The 19,548-nt window shown below is 67.1% G+C and carries 20 protein-coding genes and 1 pseudogene; 10 read left to right on the top strand and 11 right to left on the bottom strand.

Annotated features, from left to right (window positions below):
* Positions 1-996: methyl-accepting chemotaxis protein (locus tag AYB31_RS12190; protein ID WP_236715547.1), on the top strand; the 996-nt coding region annotated here is incomplete at its 5' end.
* A gap of 70 nt (positions 997-1,066) precedes the next feature.
* Here AYB31_RS12190 and AYB31_RS22025 read toward each other — a convergent pair.
* Positions 1,067-1,195, bottom strand: a pseudogene (locus AYB31_RS22025) (exodeoxyribonuclease V subunit gamma); the annotation flags it as partial.
* A 107-nt stretch (positions 1,196-1,302) separates the two neighbouring features.
* Here AYB31_RS22025 and AYB31_RS12185 point away from each other — a divergent pair.
* The 4 genes from AYB31_RS12185 (at position 1,303) to AYB31_RS12170 (ending at position 5,656) form a co-directional block, all read left to right on the top strand.
* Positions 1,303-2,040 (top strand): Bax inhibitor-1/YccA family protein, encoded by a 738-nt coding sequence (locus tag AYB31_RS12185; protein WP_068828962.1) that lies wholly within the window; start codon positions 1,303-1,305, stop codon positions 2,038-2,040.
* Between the two features lie 167 nt (positions 2,041-2,207).
* Positions 2,208-3,893, top strand: a complete 1,686-nt coding sequence (locus AYB31_RS12180) for a Na/Pi cotransporter family protein (RefSeq protein ID WP_068828961.1) — start codon at positions 2,208-2,210, stop codon at positions 3,891-3,893.
* Positions 3,894-3,961: 68 nt separating this feature from the next.
* A complete protein-coding gene (locus tag AYB31_RS12175; RefSeq protein WP_068828960.1) occupies positions 3,962-4,969 on the top strand; it encodes a DUF5924 family protein in 1,008 nt (335 codons plus the stop codon).
* A 90-nt stretch (positions 4,970-5,059) separates the two neighbouring features.
* On the top strand, positions 5,060-5,656 hold the full coding sequence (locus AYB31_RS12170; RefSeq protein WP_068828959.1) for a hypothetical protein: 597 nt from the start codon (positions 5,060-5,062) through the stop codon (positions 5,654-5,656).
* 104 nt (positions 5,657-5,760) lie between these two features.
* Here AYB31_RS12170 and AYB31_RS12165 read toward each other — a convergent pair whose 3' ends face one another.
* On the bottom strand, positions 5,761-7,377 hold the full coding sequence (locus AYB31_RS12165; protein WP_068828958.1) for a methyl-accepting chemotaxis protein: 1,617 nt from the start codon (positions 7,375-7,377) through the stop codon (positions 5,761-5,763).
* An 80-nt stretch (positions 7,378-7,457) separates the two neighbouring features.
* Complete coding sequence (gene hmpA, locus AYB31_RS12160; protein WP_068828957.1) at positions 7,458-8,639, bottom strand: NO-inducible flavohemoprotein; 1,182 nt, start codon at positions 8,637-8,639, stop codon at positions 7,458-7,460.
* A gap of 149 nt (positions 8,640-8,788) precedes the next feature.
* Here hmpA and norR point away from each other — a divergent pair, with 149 nt between their 5' ends.
* Complete coding sequence (norR, locus tag AYB31_RS12155) at positions 8,789-10,348, top strand: nitric oxide reductase transcriptional regulator NorR (RefSeq protein WP_068828956.1); 1,560 nt, start codon at positions 8,789-8,791, stop codon at positions 10,346-10,348.
* 102 nt (positions 10,349-10,450) lie between these two features.
* Here norR and AYB31_RS12150 read toward each other — a convergent pair whose 3' ends face one another.
* From AYB31_RS12150 to AYB31_RS12125, 7 genes are all read right to left on the bottom strand, one after another.
* Entirely contained in the window at positions 10,451-11,677 is a 1,227-nt protein-coding gene (locus AYB31_RS12150; RefSeq protein ID WP_068828955.1) for a nucleoside recognition domain-containing protein, read from the bottom strand.
* A 65-nt stretch (positions 11,678-11,742) separates the two neighbouring features.
* On the bottom strand, positions 11,743-12,204 hold the full coding sequence (locus AYB31_RS12145; RefSeq protein WP_068828954.1) for an inhibitor of vertebrate lysozyme family protein: 462 nt from the start codon (positions 12,202-12,204) through the stop codon (positions 11,743-11,745).
* Between the two features lie 10 nt (positions 12,205-12,214).
* Complete coding sequence (locus AYB31_RS12140) at positions 12,215-12,379, bottom strand: DUF1328 domain-containing protein (RefSeq protein ID WP_068828953.1); 165 nt, start codon at positions 12,377-12,379, stop codon at positions 12,215-12,217.
* Between the two features lie 10 nt (positions 12,380-12,389).
* Positions 12,390-12,566: a hypothetical protein gene (locus AYB31_RS21715; RefSeq protein WP_161489380.1), complete on the bottom strand. Its 177-nt coding sequence runs from the start codon at positions 12,564-12,566 to the stop codon at positions 12,390-12,392.
* 12 nt (positions 12,567-12,578) lie between these two features.
* Positions 12,579-12,764, bottom strand: a complete 186-nt coding sequence (locus AYB31_RS12135; RefSeq protein ID WP_068828952.1) for a hypothetical protein — start codon at positions 12,762-12,764, stop codon at positions 12,579-12,581.
* Between the two features lie 51 nt (positions 12,765-12,815).
* Positions 12,816-13,247: a ferritin-like domain-containing protein gene (locus tag AYB31_RS12130; RefSeq protein ID WP_068828951.1), complete on the bottom strand. Its 432-nt coding sequence runs from the start codon at positions 13,245-13,247 to the stop codon at positions 12,816-12,818.
* A 67-nt stretch (positions 13,248-13,314) separates the two neighbouring features.
* The gene (locus AYB31_RS12125; RefSeq protein ID WP_068828950.1) at positions 13,315-14,148 is read right to left on the bottom strand and encodes a BON domain-containing protein; all 834 of its coding nucleotides are present in this window, start codon (positions 14,146-14,148) and stop codon (positions 13,315-13,317) included.
* Between the two features lie 229 nt (positions 14,149-14,377).
* On the opposite strand from AYB31_RS12125, the gene algB reads away from it, so the two are divergent.
* From algB to AYB31_RS12105, 4 genes are all read left to right on the top strand, one after another.
* Positions 14,378-15,724, top strand: coding sequence for a sigma-54-dependent response regulator transcription factor AlgB (gene algB, locus AYB31_RS12120; RefSeq protein ID WP_068828949.1), 1,347 nt, complete (start codon positions 14,378-14,380; stop codon positions 15,722-15,724).
* Positions 15,721-17,496 carry a KinB sensor domain-containing domain gene (locus tag AYB31_RS12115; protein ID WP_068828948.1) on the top strand — a complete coding sequence of 592 codons (1,776 nt, stop codon included), beginning with the start codon at positions 15,721-15,723 and terminating at the stop codon, positions 17,494-17,496. The genes algB and AYB31_RS12115 overlap by 4 nt, the downstream gene beginning before the upstream one ends.
* A 61-nt stretch (positions 17,497-17,557) precedes the next feature.
* Complete coding sequence (locus AYB31_RS12110) at positions 17,558-18,214, top strand: DUF3313 domain-containing protein (protein WP_068828947.1); 657 nt, start codon at positions 17,558-17,560, stop codon at positions 18,212-18,214.
* A gap of 84 nt (positions 18,215-18,298) precedes the next feature.
* On the top strand, positions 18,299-18,709 hold the full coding sequence (locus AYB31_RS12105; RefSeq protein ID WP_068828946.1) for a DUF1330 domain-containing protein: 411 nt from the start codon (positions 18,299-18,301) through the stop codon (positions 18,707-18,709).
* Here AYB31_RS12105 and AYB31_RS12100 read toward each other — a convergent pair.
* Positions 18,706-19,548 (bottom strand): EAL domain-containing protein (locus AYB31_RS12100; RefSeq protein WP_153020709.1); only part of this gene is annotated, 843 nt, incomplete at its 5' end. The two genes, AYB31_RS12105 and AYB31_RS12100, sit on opposite strands and share 4 nt — an antisense overlap.

The raw sequence follows: 19,548 nt of genomic DNA, 5'->3' as shown, positions 1-19,548 counted from the left end.
CTACGGGCGCTTGGCGAACAGGCCGGAGAGATCGCCGACAATCCGCTGAGCCAGTGGGTATACAGTGGCCGCCGCGACGAATTCGGCCAGATCGCCTTCGCCCTGGAAACCCTGCGCGCCGAAGCCGGTGCCGTGGTCGGGCGGCTGGCCGACTCGGCCCGCCAACTCAGCGGCGACGCCGGAGAGCTGGCGGCGGCCGTCGACTGCAGCCGGGGTGCCAGCGTGCAGCAGCAGGCCGAGACCGAACAGGTCGCCAGCGCCGTCGAACAAATGGCCATCAGCGTGCAGGAAGTGGCGCGCCACGCCCAACTCAGCGCCAGTGCCGCTGCCGAGGCCAGTCAGGCCACCGACCAGGGCCAGCAGCAGGTCGAGCAGGTACGCCTGCGCATCGCCGAACTGGCCGCCGAGGTCGAACGCGGCAACCGGGTGATCCAGCAGCTGCAGGCGCACAGCCAGGAGATCGACCAGGTGATCGAGGTGATCCACGGCATCGCCGAGCAGACCAACCTGCTGGCCCTCAACGCCGCCATCGAGGCGGCCCGTGCTGGCGATGCCGGGCGCGGCTTCGCCGTGGTCGCCGACGAGGTGCGCGGCCTGGCCATCCGCACCCAGCAGTCGACCGGGCAGATCCAGGCCATCATCGAACGCCTGCAACAGGGCACCAGTGCTGCAGTGACGGCCATGCAACGTAGCCAGCAGCAGGCCGAAAACAGCGTGAGCTGCGCCCTGCAGGCCAGCGCGGCGCTATCCGGGATCAGCCAGCAGGTGGAAGCCATCAGCGGCATGAACCTGCAGATCGCCACGGCGGTCGAGGAACAAAGCGCGGTCGGCGAAGACATCCAGCGCAACCTCGATGGCATCCGCCAGGCCGGCGCCAGCAGCGTCGCCGCCACCGGCCGCAGCCGGCATAGCGCCGATCACCTGGCCGGGTTGGCCGAACGCCTGCAACTGCTGGTCGAGCAGTTTCGTGGACGCGCGCCCGGCGATGGCGCCTGAGAGCTGGCCCGAGCGCAGGTTGCAGTCGGCCCGCTACGGTCGGCGACCTGGCCTGCAGCAACGCCGCTCACAAGCAATCGTAGAGACGCCAGGTCATGGCCTGCGGGTTGAACGCGGACTGCTCCGGCAGCGCACCCAGCACCGCACAGGCCAGTTGGCCAAAGGTTTCCAGGTCGGTGGCGTGGTACAGGCTGAGCATCGAGTGGTGCCATCGGATGAGCTGCCGGCAAGGTTAACAAGCAGCGCCGACAGCGCGGCTTTTTTGCTAACGTGCGCGGGCCAATAACAACGACGCAAGGAGCGCATATGGCATCCGGTAATCCCTCGCTGTCCGAACAAGCCTTTAGCGATTTTGACGTATCCGCCAACCCCATGACCCTCGGTGGCACCGTCAACAAGACGGCCATGCTGCTGGCGCTCATGCTGATCCCCGCCGTGTGGGTCTGGGGTAGTTACTTCAGCAACCCCGCAGGCGCAGATCGGCTGCTGCCGCTACTGATCGGCGCCGCGCTCGGCGGCTTCGTGCTGTCGCTGATCATCATCTTCGTCAAGCGCAGCGCGCCCTACCTGGCACCGCTGTATGCCCTGCTGGAAGGGGTCTTCATCGGCGCCATCTCGGCGTTCTACGAAGCCAAGTACCCCGGCATCGTGATCCAGGCCGTGGCCCTGACCTTCGGCACCCTGTTCTGCCTGCTGGCCGCCTATCGCAGTGGCCTGATCCGCGCCACGGAGAACTTCAAGCTGGGCGTGACAGCGGCCACCGGCGCCATCGCCCTGCTGTACCTGGTCAACCTGTGCCTGCGCCTGTTCACCGACCTGTCGATTCCCTTCATTCACGAGATTGGCACGCTGGGCATCTGCTTCAGCCTGTTCGTGGTGGTGATCGCCGCCCTCAACCTGGTGCTGGACTTCGACTTCATCGAACAGGGCGTCGAGCAGCAGTGTCCGAAGTACATGGAGTGGTATGCCGCCTTCGGCCTGATGCTGACGTTGGTCTGGCTGTACCTGGAAATCCTCCGTTTGCTGGCCAAGCTGCGCAAATAACCGCAGCACCATACTGAAGGGCCGCCTGTGCGGCCCTTTTTGTTTTCTGCCGGCGGCATAACCGCACTGGCGCGTTCGCCAAACAGCAACCAAGCTGAAACACAGGCGCGCCGGGCACGGCGTCGACCACAACGAGCGAGCCCCGATAGCGTTCAGGAGGCTGCGCCATGCTCACCTTGCTCAACCTGTTGTCTGCCATCGCCCTGCTGGTGTGGGGCACCCATATCGTGCGTACCGGCATCCTGCGCGTGTACGGCTCGCAACTGCGCCGCGTGCTCAGTCACAGCGTGAGCAAACGGCCGCAGGCCTTCGCCGCCGGCATCGGCGTCACCGCCCTGGTGCAGAGCAGCAATGCCACGGCGCTGCTGGCCACCTCCTTCGTCGCCCAGGGCCTGATGGCGCTGCCGCCGGCACTGGCGATCATGCTCGGCGCCGACGTGGGTACGGCACTGATGGCGCGGGTGCTGACTTTTGACCTGTCCTGGCTGTCGCCGCTGCTGATCTTCGCCGGGGTGATCCTGTTCCTCTCGCGCAAACAGAGCCGCGCCGGGCAGATCGGCCGGGTCGCGATTGGTCTCGGCCTGCTGATCCTCGCCCTGCAGCTGATCGTCGCGGCGGCGCGGCCGATTGCCGAGTCCAACAGCATCGAGGCGCTGTTCGCCTCGCTGACCGGCGACCTGCTACTGGATGCCCTGGTCGGCGCGCTGTTCGCCATCATCACCTACTCCAGCCTGGCCGCCGTGCTGCTCACCGCGACCCTGGCCGGCAGCGGCATGCTCAGCCTACCGGTGGCCATCGGTCTGGTCATCGGCGCCAATATCGGCAGCGGCATCCTGGCCCTGCTGACCAGTGGCATGCAGTCAGCCAGCGGGCGCCAGGTGGCCCTCGGCAGCCTGCTGTACAAGCTACTCGGCCTGCTGCTGGTGTATCCGTTGATAGAGCCGCTGGTGGATTGGATGGGCAGCCTGGAGTGGTCTGCTGCGACCCTGGTGATCACTTTTCACTTGGCCTACAACAGCCTGCGCTGCCTGCTGATGCTGCCGACCGTCAATTGGATGGCCCGCCTGTGCCGCCTGCTGCTGCCGGAGCGCGCCCGCGAGGACGGCGTGGCGCAACCGCGGCACCTCGATCGCGCGGCCCTGGATACCCCCAGCCTGGCCCTGGCCAATGCGGTACGGGAAACCCTGCGCATTGGCGACCTGGTCGAGCGCATGCTGCAACAGCTGCTGGACGTGTTGCGCGAAGGGTCGAGCGAAGCCGTACAGCAGATCCGCCGCCTCGGTGAAGACCTCGACACCCTGCATGGCGCGGTCAAGCTGTACCTGGCGCAGATGCCGCGCGACGACCTGGCGGCGCACGACAACCGGCGCTGGGCCGAGATCATCGAACTGGCGGTCAACCTGCAGCATGCCGGTGACCTGATCGAGCGCATGGCCGGGCGCCTGGGCAGCCACAAGCGCGAACGCCTGAGTTTCTCCGACAGCGGCCTGGAGGAGCTCAGCGCCCTGCACGCCCTGCTGCTGGACAACCTGCGCCTGGGCCTCAACGTGTTCCTCGGCGGCAATCGCGACAATGCCCGGCGCCTGCTGGAGGAGAAGCACAGGTTCCGCCGCGAGGAACGCAAACTGGCGCACGCCCATGTCGGTCGCCTGAGCCAGAAAGTGGTGCAGAGCATCGAGACCAGCGACCTGCACCTGCAACTGATCGCCGACATGAAGCGCCTCAACTCGCTGTTCTGCAGCAGCGCCTATGCCCTGCTCGAAGCCGGCCACGGCGCTGCGGGCGAAGCGGCGCAGGAACAGGCCGCCAGCATCCCCGACGAGCACGACGAGCCTCCGCGCACTCGCCACTGAGCGCCGGGCGATTGACCGGGTGGGCGCACATGCGATCATGCGCGCCCCGCCACAGCTCACAGCCCGCAATGCCGAACTGGAAACCCCATCTGCTGCACCTGCTCGCCCTGTTGCAGCGCTACCCCGGCCTGGTGGCGGCGTTCGGCTTCTGCTCGGGCGTGGCCAGCTTCATCCTGGTCGACCGCCAGGCCGGCGTCGGCCAGGTGATCGCCGTGCTGATGCTGTTGAGCTGGATCGTGCTGCTGCTCGAAGGCCTGCTGACCCGGGGCGCGGCGCGCTGGCTGGGGCTGGAGATACCGCCGCTGCTGGTGCGCTACCTGACCCAGATGATCCACCAGGAAAGCCTGTTCTTCGCCCTGCCCTTCTTCTTTATCACCACCGCCTGGAACAGCGGCCAGGCCCTGTTCACCGGGCTGCTCGGCGCGGCGGCCCTGCTGGCGATCATCGACCCGCTCTACTACAAGTGGCTGGCGCAACGGCGCTGGCTGTACCTGAGCTACCACGTGCTGGCGCTGTTCGCCGTGCTGCTGGTGGCCCTGCCGCTGATCGTCCACCTGACCACCGCCGAGAGCTACCGCCTGGCCCTGGCCATTGCCCTGCTGCTGGCCGCACCGAGCCTGGTCGGCAGCCTGCGCCTGCAGCGCTGGTGGCGCGGGCCGCTGCTCGCCGGCCTGTTGCTGCTACTCGGCGGTGGCGCCTGGCTGGCGCGGCCCTGGGTGCCACCGGCAACCCTGTGGTTGAGCGAAGTGGCGGTCACCGACCGCCTGCAGGAACGCAGTCCCGGCCGCAGCCTGCAAACGGTGACAAGCCAACAGCTACGCGATATCGGCCTCTACGCCTACACCGCCATCAGCGCACCACGCGGGCTCAACGAGCGCATCTACCACGTATGGCGCCACGAAGGCCGCGAGATGGACCGCATCGCCCTGGATATCCACGGCGGGCGCAAGGCCGGTTACCGCGCCTGGACCCACAAGCGCAACTTCCCCGCCAATGCTACGGGCCGCTGGCAGGTGCGCGTGGTGACCGAGAATGGCCAGCAGATCGGCGTGCTGCGCTTCAGCGTGGTCGACTAGCAGGTCGTTTTTCGACAGCGCGCCAGTCCACTGGCCAGCGCCGTTGCGCTCGGGCAAGCTGCCGAGCTGGCACCCCGCAAGGAACGCATCATGCTCAGACATCTACCCTGGCTCTTCGCCATCGTGCTGCTGGCCGGCTGCGACAGTCGTACGCAACCGAGCGCCGAGGAAAGCAGCCTGCTACTCACCGCAACGGACTTCGGCCTGGCAGCCAACGCCGGTAACCCCAGGCTGCGCCGCAGCACCAACTACCTGACCCGCAGCGTCGAACTCAGTTACCAGTACCAGCAGAAACACGAGCTTTTCCTGCACAGCGCCGTGTCGCTGCTGCCGAACGCTGCAGACGCCGCATTCAGCAGCTACGGCGCCATCCAGGGCGGAGGCATCGGGATCGGCCGCGCCAAACAGGATGTCACCCAGGAGGTCTTACCGCTGGAGCGCACGGTCGGCAGCCATGCCGAACTGATCCTGCTGCGCAGCGCCGGCAAACCGTTCGGCAACATGTTCTCCGTCAGCATCGGCAAGAAGATGTTCTTCACGATATTTACCGGGCGCCACTTCGAGTCGGCAGCAGACTTCGAGGACTTCATCGCGCCCAAACTGGCCATTCTCGAGGCCCACGAGCACGAAGACCCACTGCTGACATGGGGCAAGGGACTGTTCAGCGAGGACGATCAGGCCCAGTAGCTCGGCTCGCAGGGGGAGCCGGGCGACTCCTCCGGAGAGAGGGTGCCCGCAGCCTGCGGTCAGGGGCACAGCCGCTTCGCTGGTCGCACCAGCAGGCCTCTGCACTACAACCGGAAGCGCTGCACCATGCCATTGAGATCGCTGGCCAGGCGCGCCAACTGATCGCTGGCCACCGAGGTTTCGTGGGCGCCGGTGGCGTTCTGCTCGGCGATGTCGCGGATCGCCACCAGGTTGCGGTCCACCTCGCGCGCCACCTGCGCCTGTTCCTCGGCGGCGCTGGCGATCACCAGGTTCATTTCGTTGATCTGACCGACCCGCTGGGCGATCAACTCCAGCGCGCCATCGGCCTGGTTGGCCATCTCACTGCTGCGGCTGGCGTACTCGCTGCTCTCGCCCATGGCCTCCACCGATTCCTGGCTGGCGCCCTGGATGGCGCTGATCATGCGCTCGATCTCCTGGGTCGAGGTCTGCGTGCGCTGAGCCAGCGCACGCACCTCATCGGCCACCACGGCAAAGCCACGGCCCTGGTCGCCGGCCCGCGCCGCCTCGATGGCGGCGTTCAGCGCCAGCAGGTTGGTCTGTTCGGCGATGGTACGGATCACTTCCAGCACCCGGCCGATGGCGATGGCCTCGTCGGCCAGGCGGCCGATGGTGCCGGAGGTGATGCGCAGGCGCTCGCTGAGCTGCTCGATGGTGTTGCGCGTGCTGCTGACCTGCTGACGGCCGGATTCGGCGCTCTGCTCGGCTTCACGGGAGGAGTCGGAGGTGTGGTTGGCGTTGCGTGCCACCTCGTCCACCGCCGCCGACATCTGGGTCACGGCCGTGGCCGCCATCTGGATCTCGTCGTTCTGCCGGGTAATGCCCTTGGACGACTCCTCGGTAACCGCATGCAGCTGCTCCGCCGCCGAGGCCAGCTGGGTGGCGGCGCCCTGGATGCCCTGCAGGGTGTCGCGCAGGCTCTCCTGCATCTGCTTGAAAGACACCTGCACCTCGGTGATCTCGTCACGACCGCTGCATTGCACCGGCTGGCTGAGGTCGCCGGCAGCATTGCGCGACACCACCTCGCGCAGCTCGGTCAGGCGCAGGTTGATGCCGCGGCTCATGCTCCAGGCCTGCAGGCCACCACCCAATAGCAGCGCCAGCAGCAAGCCACCTACCAGATACTCGTTGCGTCGTTCCAGTGCCACCCCCTGGTGGTACTGGCGCTCGGACTCATGCAGCTGCACCTCGATCAACTTGCCGAACTGTTCCGACAGCGGATCGATATAGGGGTAGAGGTCCTTGCTGGTGAATTCGGCCAGCGCCGCCGTGTCGCCGGCCTTCAGCATGCTCTTGAGCCGTTGCAGCGGCTCGCGGGCCTTGACCATCAGCGGTTCGATCTGGGCGATCACCCGTTGCTCGTCATCAATCAGGCGGGTCGCCTTGTATGCCTGCCACACGCTCTGGATCTTGCCTTCCGCCTCTTCCACCAGACGCGCGGCCTCAGCCGGCGGCATGTTGCCGTTGCGCGCCTTGTGGCTGGCATCGACGATATTCACCGCATACAGGTCGGCAATGATCTTGAGATCGCGCAAGGGCACCACGCGGTCCAGATACACGCTGTTCAGGCCGCCGAGCAGTTCGCGCAGGCCGAACAGCCCGGAAACGCCAATGGCCAGGCTGCCCGCCAGCATCACCACGATGAGGGCAAACAGCCTGGTACGAATGGTCCAGTTGTTCATGGTAGGTCACCGACTACAGGCCCAATGCCTACCCGAAAACATAGTCACATTTGGCAACACATGCCCAAAGCCCGGCGTATTCAGGCCTCCAGCGCACTGGCCGGGCCGAAGAACTCGTAACGCACCTGGGCGTCCGGCACCCCCAGCTCGCGCAGCTGGCGCTTGAGCATGGCCATGAACGGCTTGGGCCCGAGGAAGTAGGCATCCAGGTCGCGTTCGGCCGGCAGCCAGCGTTGCAGTAACTCGGCACTCAACCAGCCATGGGCATCGGCCCCGTCGCCCACGCGCGGCTGCTCCAGGCAATAGAAACGCCGCACCTGCGGATAACGCGCGGCCAGCTCGTCGACCCGCGCGGCGAAGGCCTGCACCCCGGCGTGGCGGGCGCAGTGGATGAAATGGATCGGCCGGCCATCCTCGACCGCCACCTCCAGCATGCTCAACAGTGGAGTGATGCCGACGCCGGCACTGATCAGCACCAGCGGCTTGCGCGAGCGGCCGAGGGTGAACTCGCCGGCCGGGGCGAACAGCTCCAGCGTGTCGCCCTCGGCGACCTGGTCATGCAGATGGTTGGAGACCCGACCGCCCGACTCGCGCTTGACGCTGATGCGGTAGTCGCGACCGTTGGCCGATTGCGACAGCGAGTAGTTGCGGCGCACTTCCTCGCCCTCCAGCTGCAGGCGCAGGCCGATGTACTGTCCGGGAATGAAGTCGAGCAGCGCGCCGCCATCCGCCGGCTGCAGGTAGAAGGAGGTGATTTCCTCGCTCTCGCGCACCTTGCGCGCCACGTGGAAGGCCCGCCCGCCACGCCAGCCACCGGGACTGCGCTCGGTGGCGGCATACACCTCCTCCTCGGCACCGATCAGCAGGTCGGCCAGTTGGCCATAGGCAGCGGCCCAGGCCGCGATCACCGCATCGGTCGCCACCTCGGCGCCCAGCACCTCGCGGATCGCCCGCAACAGGCAGCTGCCGACGATCGGGTAGTGCTCGGGGAGGATCTGCAGCGACACGTGCTTCTGCACGATCTGCCCCACCAGCGGGCCGAGTGCCTGCAGGCGGTCGATATGCTTGGCGTACATCAGCACGCCGTTGGCCAGGGCACGCGGCTGGTCACCGCTGGCCTGGTGCGCCTGGTTGAACAGCGGACGCACTTGCGGATACTCCGCCAGCATCATGCGGTAGAAGTGAGTGGTCAGCGCCTCGCCGCCGCTTTCCAGCAGGGGAACGGTGGCCTTGACCAGAGCGATGTGTTCGGGAGACAACATGGTGTATTCCTCTTTGCACGCAGGGATGTTTCCCGAGACATTCCATTAAGCGTGCCAAATTTTTTATCTTTTATATTCATATATTTACGAAAAATCATGTTGAATTGACAGCGTCTCGCAAGCTGTCTATATAACATCACGGAGTCATGATGACAACTCACCCATTGCTCCAGGCACTGCTGCCACTGGTCGACGATCTCAGCCGTGAACTGGCCGAGGACGAACGCTACCGGCGCCTGCTCGGCACCCTGCGCGCGCTGATTCCCTGCGACGCCACCGCGCTGCTGCGCCTGGACGGCGAGCAGCTGATTCCGCTGGCGGTCGACGGTCTCAGCCCGGACACCCTCGGCCGGCGATTCGCCATCGCCGAGCACCCGCGTTTCGCCGCCCTGCTGGCACAGCGCACGCCGACCCGCTTCGCCGCCGACAGCGAGCTACCGGACCCCTATGACGGCCTGGTGGAGGAACACGTCGGCCACCTGGAAGTACACGACTGCCTGGGCTGCCCGCTGTTCATCGATGACCGCCCCTGGGGCCTGCTGACCCTCGACAGCCTGGTGCCGGGCAGCTTCGCACAGAACGACCTGGACAACCTGGAGGCCTTCGCCCGCCTGGCCGCCGCCGCGGTGAAGGCCAACCAGCGCCTGCTCGGCCTGGCGCGCCAGGCCGAGGCCGAACAGCAACTGGCGGCGCGCTTCCGCGAGGTAGCCGGGCAAGCAGGGCGTGCCGAACTGATCGGCCAGAGCGCGGCGCACAAGCGCCTGCTGGCGGAAATCGATACCGTCGCCGGCAGCGACCTGACCGTGCTGATCGAGGGTGAAACCGGGGTCGGCAAGGAGCTGGTGGCGCAGGCCATCCACGCCCGCTCACCACGGGCGCGCAAGCTGCTGGTCAGCATCAACTGCGCGGCGCTGCCGGACCAACTGGTGGAGAGCGAACTGTTCGGCCATGTGCGCGGTGCCTTCACCGGGGCCAGCGGCGAGCGCAGCGGCAAGTTCGAACTGGCCGATGGCGGCACCCTGCTGCTCGACGAAGTCGGCGAGTTGCCCCTGGCGGTCCAGGCCAAACTGCTGCGCGTGCTGCAGAGCGGCCAGCTGCAGCGTCTGGGCTCGGACCGCGAGCACCGGGTGGACGTGCGCATCCTCGCCGCCACCAACCGCGACCTGGCCGAGGAAGTGCGCGCCGGGCGCTTCCGCGCCGACCTCTACCACCGCCTCAGCGTCTATCCGCTCGTGGTGCCACCGCTGCGCGAACGCGGCCGCGACGTGCTGCTGCTGGCCGGGCATTTCCTCGAACAGAGTCGTGCGCGCCTGCACCTGCGCGGCCTGCGCCTGGGCGGCGAGGCCCAGGCGGCGCTGCTGGCCCACGACTGGCCGGGCAATGTGCGCGAACTGGAGCACCTGCTCGGCCGCGCGGCGCTCAAGGCCCTGGCGCGCCAGGCGGAACGCCCGCGTATCCTCAGCCTGGAAGCATGCGACCTCGACCTGGCAGGGACTGCCGCCGCCGCGGCCAGTAGCGTTGTCGTTGCCGCCGAGCCCCCATCGGCGCCGCTCAATGGCGACCTGCGCCAGGCCCTGGACGCCTATCAGCGCCAGCTGATCCAGGCGGCCCTGACGCGCAACGCCGACAACTGGGCCGCCACCGCCCGCGAGCTGGGTGTCGACCGCGCCAACCTGCATCGCCTGGCGGTGCGTTTAGGCTTGAAATAGACAGGTTGCAGCGGCGTTCGCCGCGATGCCTTATTGCCTGAGAGCATCGCGGCTAAAACCGCTCCCACGAAAGCGCCACCACGCGACCCAGCCTGGCAAGGTTCAGCCGAAGAACCAGTAGCACACGCCGATGGCTGCCAGCACCCCGGCCAGGTCGGCCACCAGGGCGCAACCCACTGCATGGCGGGCACGCTGGATGCCGACTGCGCCGAAGTACACGGCCAGTACGTAGAAGGTGGTTTCGGTACTGCCCTGCACGGTAGCCGCAAGCAGCGCCGGAAAGCTGTCCACACCCTGGCTCTGCATGGTCTCGATCAGCATGGCGCGCGCCGCGCTGCCGGAGAACGGCTTGACCAGCGCGGTAGGCAGGGCGTCGACGAAGCGGCTGTCCCAGCCCAGCCAGTCGACCAGCGTGCGGATGCCGTCGAGGCCGAAGTCCAGGGCGCCGGAGGCGCGAAGCACGCCGATGGCGCAGAGCATGGCGACCAGGTACGGCAGCAGGTTCTTGGCCACGTCGAAACCTTCCTTGGCGCCCTCGACGAAGGTTTCGTAGACCGGCACCCTGCGCAACCAGCCGACCAGCAGGAACAGCAGGATCAGGCCGAACAGGGTGAGGTTGCCGAGCAGCGCCGACAGCTCCTTGAGCGCCACCGCGCTCAGCCCGGCCAGCAGCGCCATGAAGCCGCCCAGCAGCAGCGCGCCTGGAATCAGGTAGGCCAGCACCACCGGGTCCCACAGGCGCAGGCGCTGCATCAGCGCCACCGACAGCAGGCCGGCCAGGGTCGAGGCGCTGGTGGCCAGAAGGATCGGCAGGAACACCAGGGTCGGGTCTTCCGCGCCCTGCTGCACGCGGTACATGAAGATCGACACCGGCAGCAGGGTCAGCGACGAGGCGTTGAGCACGAGGAAGAGGATCTGCGCGTTGCTCGCCACCGTGGCGCTGGGGTTGAGCTCCTGCAGCGCCTTCATGGCCTTGAGGCCGATCGGCGTGGCGGCGTTGTCCAGGCCCAGGCCGTTGGCCGCGAAGTTGAGGGTGATCAGGCCGAGTGCCGGATGACCACGCGGCACCTCGGGCATCAGGCGGGCGAACAGCGGGCCCAGGGCGCGGCCGAGCAGATCGACCAGGCCGGCCTTTTCGGCGATGCGCAGAAAGCCCAGCCACAGGGTCAGGGTGCCGAACAGCACCACCATCAGCTCGACGGAGAGCTTGGCCATGGCGAACAGGCTTTCCACCATGGCCGCCCATACGGCCGGGTCACCACCCAGCCAGCGCACCCCGGCGGCCAGCGCCGCCACCACGAAAAACCCCAGCCACAGGCCGTTGAGCATGCCGCATCCCCCGCTTCAGTTGCGGGGGATGATAACCCCGGCGCGGCTGACGCGCGCGGGCCGACTCAGTACCAGTCGGGCTCGCTGGCCAGCTGTTCCAGTAACAGCTTGCGCATGTCCTCATCCGGCTCACCGAGCCAGCGCTGGCGATCATGCTCTGCAGGGGCGCGGTCGGCGGGCAGGCCCTGGGGCAACTGCACCAGCAAGGCGTAGGCCTGCTGCTTGTCCCAGCTGAAGGCAACGAACAGGCGCTGGTGGAAACAGTCGTAGGCCTCGCACAGGCGGCCGACCAGATACTGCTCGCCCTCGCTCTCCTGCGCTTCCATGGGTTGGCCCATGCCGTCCAGATTGATCACCCAGTCGGGCAGGCGCTCTTCGTCTTCCAGCACTTCCTGCCAGGCGTCCTGGTACTGCGGGTCGCTCTGCAGGATCTGCTCCACGCGCATCTCGGCGCCGCTGGTGGCGGCCTGCGCGGTGCAGGCCAGGGTCAGCCAGGCGGCGCCGAGCAGGTTTTTCCACGGGCTCATGCTACTCACCTCAACCTCGCGGTCGGCGACCGAGAATGAACGACAGGATGAACATCACCAGGAACACCAGGAACAGGATCTTGGCGATGCCCGCGGCGGTGCCGGCAATGCCACCGAAGCCCAGCACGGCGGCGATGATGGCGACGATCAGGAAGGTAATCGACCAACTAAGCATGGGAATTCTCCTAAGCGGTAAGGGGCTGCGTACGACGATTGGGGGCGACTGCAACGCTCGGCGAGGGCTGTGCCTCGTCGTCGATCAGGCGGCTGTGCAACAGGGCATGGCCGACCAGCACGGCACTGGCCAGGCTGGCGCTAGCCAGCAAGAACACCAACCCCAAGACGGCGAGCAGGACATACATGACGGGACCTCCTCAGAACACCCAGCGCGGCTGACGCCGGGCCTGCAGCAGATCGGCCCGCTGCGCCAGCGACACACTCGGCGCCGGCAGGGCGGTCAGATCCTGTTGCCTGGCCGAGGTGCTCGGCCAGCTCAGACCGGTGACCAGGCCGAGAACGAACAGCAGGGCGGCGAGCGGCAACAGATGCAGGGGTTTCATGATGGTTTCTCCGTAAGGTGCGGGCCGCCGCAAGCAGCGACCCGCCGCGGCTCAGATCGAACGCTTCACGCCACGCATGCGGTCGTGGCAGGCGCGCACCTTGGGCATCTCGCTGACCAGCAGCGGCTTGAGCTCGGCATCGGCGCTTTCCAGGGCATCCTCGAAGGCGTGCAGGATGCGGTCCTCGGCCTCCTCCAGTTGCGCCACATAGGTGGCCGCCTCGTCGCTGGCCAGGGTCGCGCGGGTATCGGCATAGACCTGGCGCAGCTTGCCGACCAGGGTACCGCCGCTGGCCGGTTGCTCATGGTTGGCGGCAACCCGCGCGGACAGCGCGCGAATCACGTCGACCTTGGCCAGCGACATCTCGCCGAACAAGCTTTTCAGGTGGCTGTCCTTGACCTCGCGGCTGGCGTGCTCGTAGAAACGCTGGCCGTCGCGGGTGATCTCGATCAGTTCGTTGAGTTGGACTGCTTGCTTGCTCATGGTTTTTCTCCTTGCTGCGGCGCAACGCGCCGTGTTGGGCGCCGGCTCAGGCCGGCGCAGGGGAAAATCAGCCGTCGATGCGCAGCGCATCGGCGTCCACGCCGCGCACGCCACGGATGTTGCGGGCGGTCTCGATGGCCAGCTGCTTCTCGGCCGCGCTGAGCACGCTGCCACTGAGCTCGACCATGCCGGCCTTGGTTTCCACGGAGATTTCCAGACCGTCGAGCTGGCGGTCATACAGGTAGCTGGACTTCACCTTGCTGGTGATCCAGGCGTCGCTAATGGCCCGACTGGTGTCGTCGGCAACCTTCTGTGCCTGGCTGGCCGCGCTGTCCGTCGCGTCGACGCTGAGGTGGTTGTTGACCCGGTGCACGCCCTCGGTGTTCTCTGCCAGGCGCCCGGCCAGCTCCTTGGCCTCGGCGGTGCGCGCACTGCCCTTGAGGGTGACCACGCCGGCCTTGGTATCGACATCGATATCCAGGCCTTCGGTGTTGCTGTTCCACAGCAGCTTGGACTTGACCATGGCGGTCAGGGTGGCGTCATCGAACTGCTGCGCCAGGCTGTTGACCTGCTGGCGCGGCTGGGTGCCGGCGTCGACCTTGAGGCGGTTGTCCACCTTCTTCACGCCCTCGGTGCCGAGGGCCAGCTGTTCGGCCAGGTCGCGGTCGATGTCGCTTTCCACCTTGCCGGTGAGCACGGCCACGCCGTTTTCCACATCCACATCGATGCTGAACGGGCTGAGATGACGATTGAGGGCAATCGCCGTCCAGATCGAACCTTCCTGGCGGGCCTCGCTGAGCTGACGGCCAAGATCGCCTTCGGCCGCCTGGGCGGCCAGCGGCGACAAACCGAGCAGGCCGGCAGTCAGGGTGGCCAGGGCAAGTTTCTTCATCTGATACATGGCGCTTCCTCCGATATGCATTCATGACGGCCGTCTCGGCAGCCGCTGGGGAGGAATATCGCAAGCCCTGTGCCAGCCCTTTAAAAACACAAATATTCAATAATTTCAGATAGTTATGTACTGACCAGAATCGGCGAGAGATTGCATTGTGCAAGGTCGGAGAAAAACCACCGTGCAACTTGCACGGTTTGCCGCGGACTAAGATCAACAGCGATCAAGGAGAGACGACATGCCCAACAGCCCGAACAACACTGGCCGCATCCTGCTGGTGGACGACGAAGCCGCCATCCTGCGCACCTTCCGCTACTGCCTGGAGGACAGCGGTTACCAGGTGGCCGGCGCCAGCAGCGCGGCCCAGGCCGAGGCGCTGTTGCAGCGCCAGGTGTTCGACCTGTGCTTCCTCGACCTGCGCCTGGGCGAGGACGACGGCCTGGAGGTGCTGCAGCGCATGCGCGTGCAGGCACCGTGGATGCGCGTGGTGATCGTCACCGCCCACTCCGCCGTGGATACCGCGGTGGACGCCATGCAGGCCGGCGCGGCCGATTACCTGGTCAAGCCGTGCAGCCCGGACCAGCTGCGCCTGGCCGCCGCCAAGCAGCTGGAAGTACGCCAGCTGGCGGCACGCCTGGAGGCTCTGGAGGGCGAAGTACGCAAGAGCCAGGACGGCCTCGACTCGCACAGCCCGGCCTTCATGGCGGTGCTGGAAACCGCGCGGCAGGTGGCCGACACCGACGCCAACATCCTCATCCTCGGCGAATCCGGCACCGGCAAGGGCGAGCTGGCCCGCGCCATCCACGGCTGGAGCCGGCGTGCGCGCAAGGCCTTCGCCACCATCAACTGCCCGTCGCTGACCACCGAGCTGATGGAGAGCGAGCTGTTCGGCCACAGCCGCGGCGCCTTCACCGGCGCCAGCGAGAGCACCCAGGGGCGGGTCAGCCAGGCCGACGGCGGCACCCTGTTTCTCGACGAAATCGGCGACTTTCCCTTGCAGCTGCAGCCAAAACTGCTGCGTTTCATCCAGGACAAGGAATACGAGCGGGTCGGCGACCCGGTGACGCGCCAGGCCGATGTGCGCATCCTCGCCGCCACCAATCTCGACCTCGACGCCATGGTTCGCGAGGGGCGCTTTCGCGAGGACCTGCTGTACCGCCTCAACGTCATCTGCCTGACCCTGCCGCCGCTGCGCGAGCGCCGCGAAGACCTGCTGCCGCTGGCCGAAGGCTTCCTCGCCCGTTTCGTCCGCGAGTACGGCCGCCCGGCCCGCGCCTTCGGCAGCGCGGCCCTGGCGACTTTGCAGGGCTATGCCTGGCCCGGCAACGTGCGCGAGCTGCGCAACGTGATCGAACGCGCCAGCATCATCTGCCCCGGCGAGGAGATCGAACCCGCACACCTGGGCCTCGCCCGTGACAGCGTGGATGACGCCCCGCGGGTCGGCGCGGCGTTGAGCCTGGAGGAACTGGAGAAGGCACATATCGCCGCCGTGCTGGCCAGCAGCTCGACCCTGGAACAGGCCGCCGGCACTCTCGGCATCGACGTCTCCACCCTGTACCGCAAGCGCAAGCAGTACGGCCTATGAAACTGCGCAGCCGTTTGTTCCTCAGCAGCAGTGCGCTGATGACCCTGGCCCTGCTCGGCCTGCTATTGGGCATGACCAGCGTGTTGCTGCTGACCCGGGCACAGAACCAGGCCATGACCCGCAATCTGGAGATCATCGAGGCCAGCCTCGGCCTGCGCCAGGAGATGGGCAGCCAGGTCATCCTGCTGCTGCGCGACCACCTCGACCGCCAGGCCCTGAAGGCGTCCGACCAGCGTTTCCGCCAGTGGCTGCAACGCGCCGGCGCCGGCGCCATCGAACCCAGCGACCAGCAGGCGCTGGCCGAGATCGAGCGCGCCTACGAGCAGTTCGACCAGTTCCTCGACAGCCCGGTCACGGTACGCCGGCAACTGCTCGAAGATGACCGTTTCGTACTGGCCCTGCAGGCCCTGCGCGACCGCATCAACGCCGTGCAGACGCGCTATGTCGGCGCGGTGGAGCTGGATCAGGAACAGTCGCGCCAACGAGCCTGGATGATCGCCGCCCTGCTCGGCCTGATCAGCCTGGCCCTGCTGGTGATCGGCTTCATCACCGCACATGCCGTGGCGCAGCGCTTCGGCCGCCCGATCGAGGCCCTGGCCGCCGCCGCCGACCAGATCGGTCGCGGCGACTTCCAGGTCACCCTGCCGCTCAGCGGCGAGGCCGAACTGGCCTCGCTGACCCAGCGTTTCGGGCAGATGGCCGAGGCCCTGCGCCAGTTCCGTGCCAGTCGCGTGGCCGAGCTGATCGCCAGCCAGCGGCGCCTGCAGGCGGTGCTCGACAGCATCGACGACGGCCTGCTGATCATCGACCGCAACGGCTGCCTGGAACACGGCAACCCGGTGGCGCAGCGCCAGTTCGGCTGGGACGACACGCCGACCGGCCAACCGCTGCCACAGCTGCTGGCCCACGAGCCGCTGCGCGAGCAGTTGCAGCTGGCCTTGGCCGGCGAGCACCCGGAGCAGGACGGCGAGGACCTGAGCCTGGAGCTCGGCGGCGAACAGCGCCTGCTCAGCTACAGCCTGACCCCGGTCAGCGACGAGAGCGGCGGCGTGCTGGGCGCGGTGATGGTGCTGCGCGACGTCACCGCCCAGCGTGCCTTCGAGCGGGTGCGCGGCGAGTTCGTGTTGCGCGCCTCCCATGAGCTGCGCACGCCGGTCACCGGCATGCACATGGCCTTCGGCCTGCTGCGCGAACGCCTGCACTTCGCCGCCGAGAGCCGCGAGGACGACCTGCTGCGCACCGTCGACGAGGAAATGCAGCGCCTGCTGCGCCTGCTCAATGACCTGCTCGACTTCTCCCGCTACCAGAACGGCCTGCAGCAGCTCGAACTGCAGCCCTGCGCGCCCCAGGAACTGCTGGAACAGGCCGCTCGGCGCTTTTCCGCCAAGGCCGCGGAGCAGGATATCGAGCTGTTGCTGGAGACCCAGGAGCCACTGCCGCACTTGCGTGCCGATCGCCTGCAATTGGAGCGGGTACTGGACAACCTGCTGGGCAACGCCCTGCGCCACACGCCCGGCGGCGGACAGATTCGCCTGCAGGCACGGCGCCAGGGCGAGCAGCTGATTCTCGGCGTCGAGGACAGCGGCGAAGGCATCGCCTACGGCCAGCAGGCGCGGGTGTTCGAGCCCTTCGTCCAGGTCGGGAGGCGCAAGGGCGGCGCCGGCCTGGGCCTGGCATTGTGCAAGGAGATCGTGCAGCTGCATGGCGGCCGCATCGGCCTGCACTCGCGCCCAGGCCAGGGCGCCAGCTTCTACCTGGCATTGCCGCTGTAATACAACTGAGCGAAAGGTCGACTAGGCTGAATTCGATTTCAGACCCAAAGGGGATTAGCCAATGCACCGTTCAGCACGAATTGCTTTAGCCCTGAGTATCAGTCTGCTGTTCGCCGGTTGCGCCAGCCAGACCACCCAGCCATCGCAGTATTCGGGCTTTCTCGCCGACTACTCGCAGCTCCAGCCGGCCACCTCGGCCAGCGGCGCGCCCGTGCTGCGCTGGGTTTCCCCGGATTACAACGCGAGCCGCTACAGCTCGGTGTATATCGAAAAGCCGGTGTTCTACCCCGCGCCCAAACCCAACGAACAGGTCAGCCAGGCCACCCTCGACCAGATCACCGACTACCTGCAGCAAGCCATGAAGCGTGAGCTGTCGCAGCGCATGCAGGTGGTCGACACGCCGAACACCGACAGCCTGGTGTTGCGCAGTGCCATCACCGGTGTGGACACCTCGGCCGAGGGCATGCACGTCTATGAGGTGATTCCGATCGCCCTGGTGGTGGCCGCCGCCAGCACCGCTGCCGGCACTCGCGACCGCGACACCAATATCTATATCGAGCTGGAGGCGCTGGATGCCGGCAACAGCCAGCCGCTGCTGCGCACGGTGCGCAAGGGCCACGGCCTGCAACTGGAGAACTCCAGCACCCAGCTGACCCTCAAGGACATACAGCCGGTACTGGATACCTGGGCCAAGGATGCGCGCAGCTTCAAACCCTGATGGCCGACCATCAGAGCGGTGGATGACGATTGACCGACGTGACCCGACTGAACAGTCTGGTCGCGTCACTTTGCGGAGACCACCATGCCCAGCCTCAACCCCAGTCACGAACAGCTCGCCGAGTTCGCCGCGCGGATGCCCGCCGGCCAGCCGATCCTGATGCTCAACCTGCTGCGCTACAACGCCGACGCCAGCTACCCGCAAGGTAGCGAGCATGCCGCCTGCAGCGGCCGCGAGGCCTACAAGCGCTACAGCCGCACGGCCATCGCCAAGGTGCAGGGCGTTGGCGGCCGGGTGGAAATCCTCGCCCCGGTGCAGGTGGCGCTGATCGCACCGCCCGGCGAAAGCTGGGACGAGATGCTGCTGGTGCGTTACCCCTCGCCCGAGGCCTTCCTGGCAATGATCAGCGATCCCGAATACCAGGCCGCCACCGTGCACCGCACCGCCGCCCTGGCCGACTCGCGACTGATCGGCACCACGCCGCCGACCGCCTAACCCTGCCGGCCGACCAGCTGGCGAAATTGCCGCGCCGTCAGCGGCTTGGCGAACAGCCAGCCCTGGCCGCACTGGGCGCCCTGCTCGGCGAGGAACAGCGCCTGGGCTTCGTGCTCGATGCCTTCGGCCACCACCTTCAGGCGCAACTCGTGGGCCATGTGGATGATGTGCGGCGCCACCCCGCTGCTGGCGGCGTCGTGACCGAGCGCGTCGACGAAGGACTTGTCGATCTTCAGCACGTCGGCCGGCAGCTCCTGCAGGTAGGCCAGGCTGGAATAGCCGGTGCCGAAGTCGTCGATCAGGATGCGGTGGCCGCTCTCGCGTAACTGCGCCAGAACACCCTTGGCCGCCTGCACATCGGTCAGCCCGGTCTCGGTGACCTCGAAGGCGATCTGCCCGGCGCCGACCCGGTACTGCAGCAGCAGGCGCGTCGCCAGCGCCCCGATACGCGACTCGGCCACGTCGCAGGCGGCCAGGTTGATCGACACGTACAGATCCGGATGCTCGCGGAGGAAATCGCCGAGCTGTACCAGCACCTGCTCCAGCACGTAATCGGTGATCTCGCGGATCTGCCCGCTGCTCTCGGCCATGGGGATGAAATGGTCGGGGCCGAGCAGCTTGCCGTCGGCACGGCGCCAGCGCAGCAGCGCCTCGGCACCGACACAGCGACGCGTGGCCAGGTCGTAGATCGGCTGATAGCGCACCCGCAGGGCACGCCGGCGCAGGGCGCCCGGCAGCGAGCCGCCAATGGACAGGCGCTGGCGCACCTGGAAGAAGGTCCACACGGCCACCAGCAGCGCCAGCAGCAGCGCCACCGGCAACCAGCTCCACAGCCCCTC

Origin of the sequence: Pseudomonas sp. BMS12 (genome assembly GCF_001592875.1) — a bacterium.
Taxonomy (GTDB): domain Bacteria; phylum Pseudomonadota; class Gammaproteobacteria; order Pseudomonadales; family Pseudomonadaceae; genus Aquipseudomonas.
This window is presented reverse-complemented; position numbering and strand designations above follow the sequence as displayed.

Coding starts and splice junctions, on each gene's coding strand:
- AYB31_RS12135 (WP_068828952.1), bottom strand. CDS start 12,764: ATGAAACCCCTGCATCTGTTGCCGCTCGCCGCCCTGCTGTTCGTTCTC.
- norR (WP_068828956.1), top strand. CDS start 8,789: ATGACAACTCACCCATTGCTCCAGGCACTGCTGCCACTGGTCGACGAT.
- AYB31_RS12130 (WP_068828951.1), bottom strand. CDS start 13,247: ATGAGCAAGCAAGCAGTCCAACTCAACGAACTGATCGAGATCACCCGC.
- AYB31_RS12115 (WP_068828948.1), top strand. CDS start 15,721: ATGAAACTGCGCAGCCGTTTGTTCCTCAGCAGCAGTGCGCTGATGACC.
- AYB31_RS12145 (WP_068828954.1), bottom strand. CDS start 12,204: ATGAGCCCGTGGAAAAACCTGCTCGGCGCCGCCTGGCTGACCCTGGCC.
- AYB31_RS12140 (WP_068828953.1), bottom strand. CDS start 12,379: ATGCTTAGTTGGTCGATTACCTTCCTGATCGTCGCCATCATCGCCGCC.
- AYB31_RS12165 (WP_068828958.1), bottom strand. CDS start 7,377: ATGAACAACTGGACCATTCGTACCAGGCTGTTTGCCCTCATCGTGGTG.
- AYB31_RS12125 (WP_068828950.1), bottom strand. CDS start 14,148: ATGTATCAGATGAAGAAACTTGCCCTGGCCACCCTGACTGCCGGCCTG.
- hmpA (WP_068828957.1), bottom strand. CDS start 8,639: ATGTTGTCTCCCGAACACATCGCTCTGGTCAAGGCCACCGTTCCCCTG.
- AYB31_RS12150 (WP_068828955.1), bottom strand. CDS start 11,677: ATGCTCAACGGCCTGTGGCTGGGGTTTTTCGTGGTGGCGGCGCTGGCC.
- AYB31_RS12170 (WP_068828959.1), top strand. CDS start 5,060: ATGCTCAGACATCTACCCTGGCTCTTCGCCATCGTGCTGCTGGCCGGC.
- AYB31_RS21715 (WP_161489380.1), bottom strand. CDS start 12,566: ATGTATGTCCTGCTCGCCGTCTTGGGGTTGGTGTTCTTGCTGGCTAGC.
- AYB31_RS12105 (WP_068828946.1), top strand. CDS start 18,299: ATGCCCAGCCTCAACCCCAGTCACGAACAGCTCGCCGAGTTCGCCGCG.
- AYB31_RS12185 (WP_068828962.1), top strand. CDS start 1,303: ATGGCATCCGGTAATCCCTCGCTGTCCGAACAAGCCTTTAGCGATTTT.
- AYB31_RS12175 (WP_068828960.1), top strand. CDS start 3,962: ATGCCGAACTGGAAACCCCATCTGCTGCACCTGCTCGCCCTGTTGCAG.
- AYB31_RS12180 (WP_068828961.1), top strand. CDS start 2,208: ATGCTCACCTTGCTCAACCTGTTGTCTGCCATCGCCCTGCTGGTGTGG.
- algB (WP_068828949.1), top strand. CDS start 14,378: ATGCCCAACAGCCCGAACAACACTGGCCGCATCCTGCTGGTGGACGAC.
- AYB31_RS12110 (WP_068828947.1), top strand. CDS start 17,558: ATGCACCGTTCAGCACGAATTGCTTTAGCCCTGAGTATCAGTCTGCTG.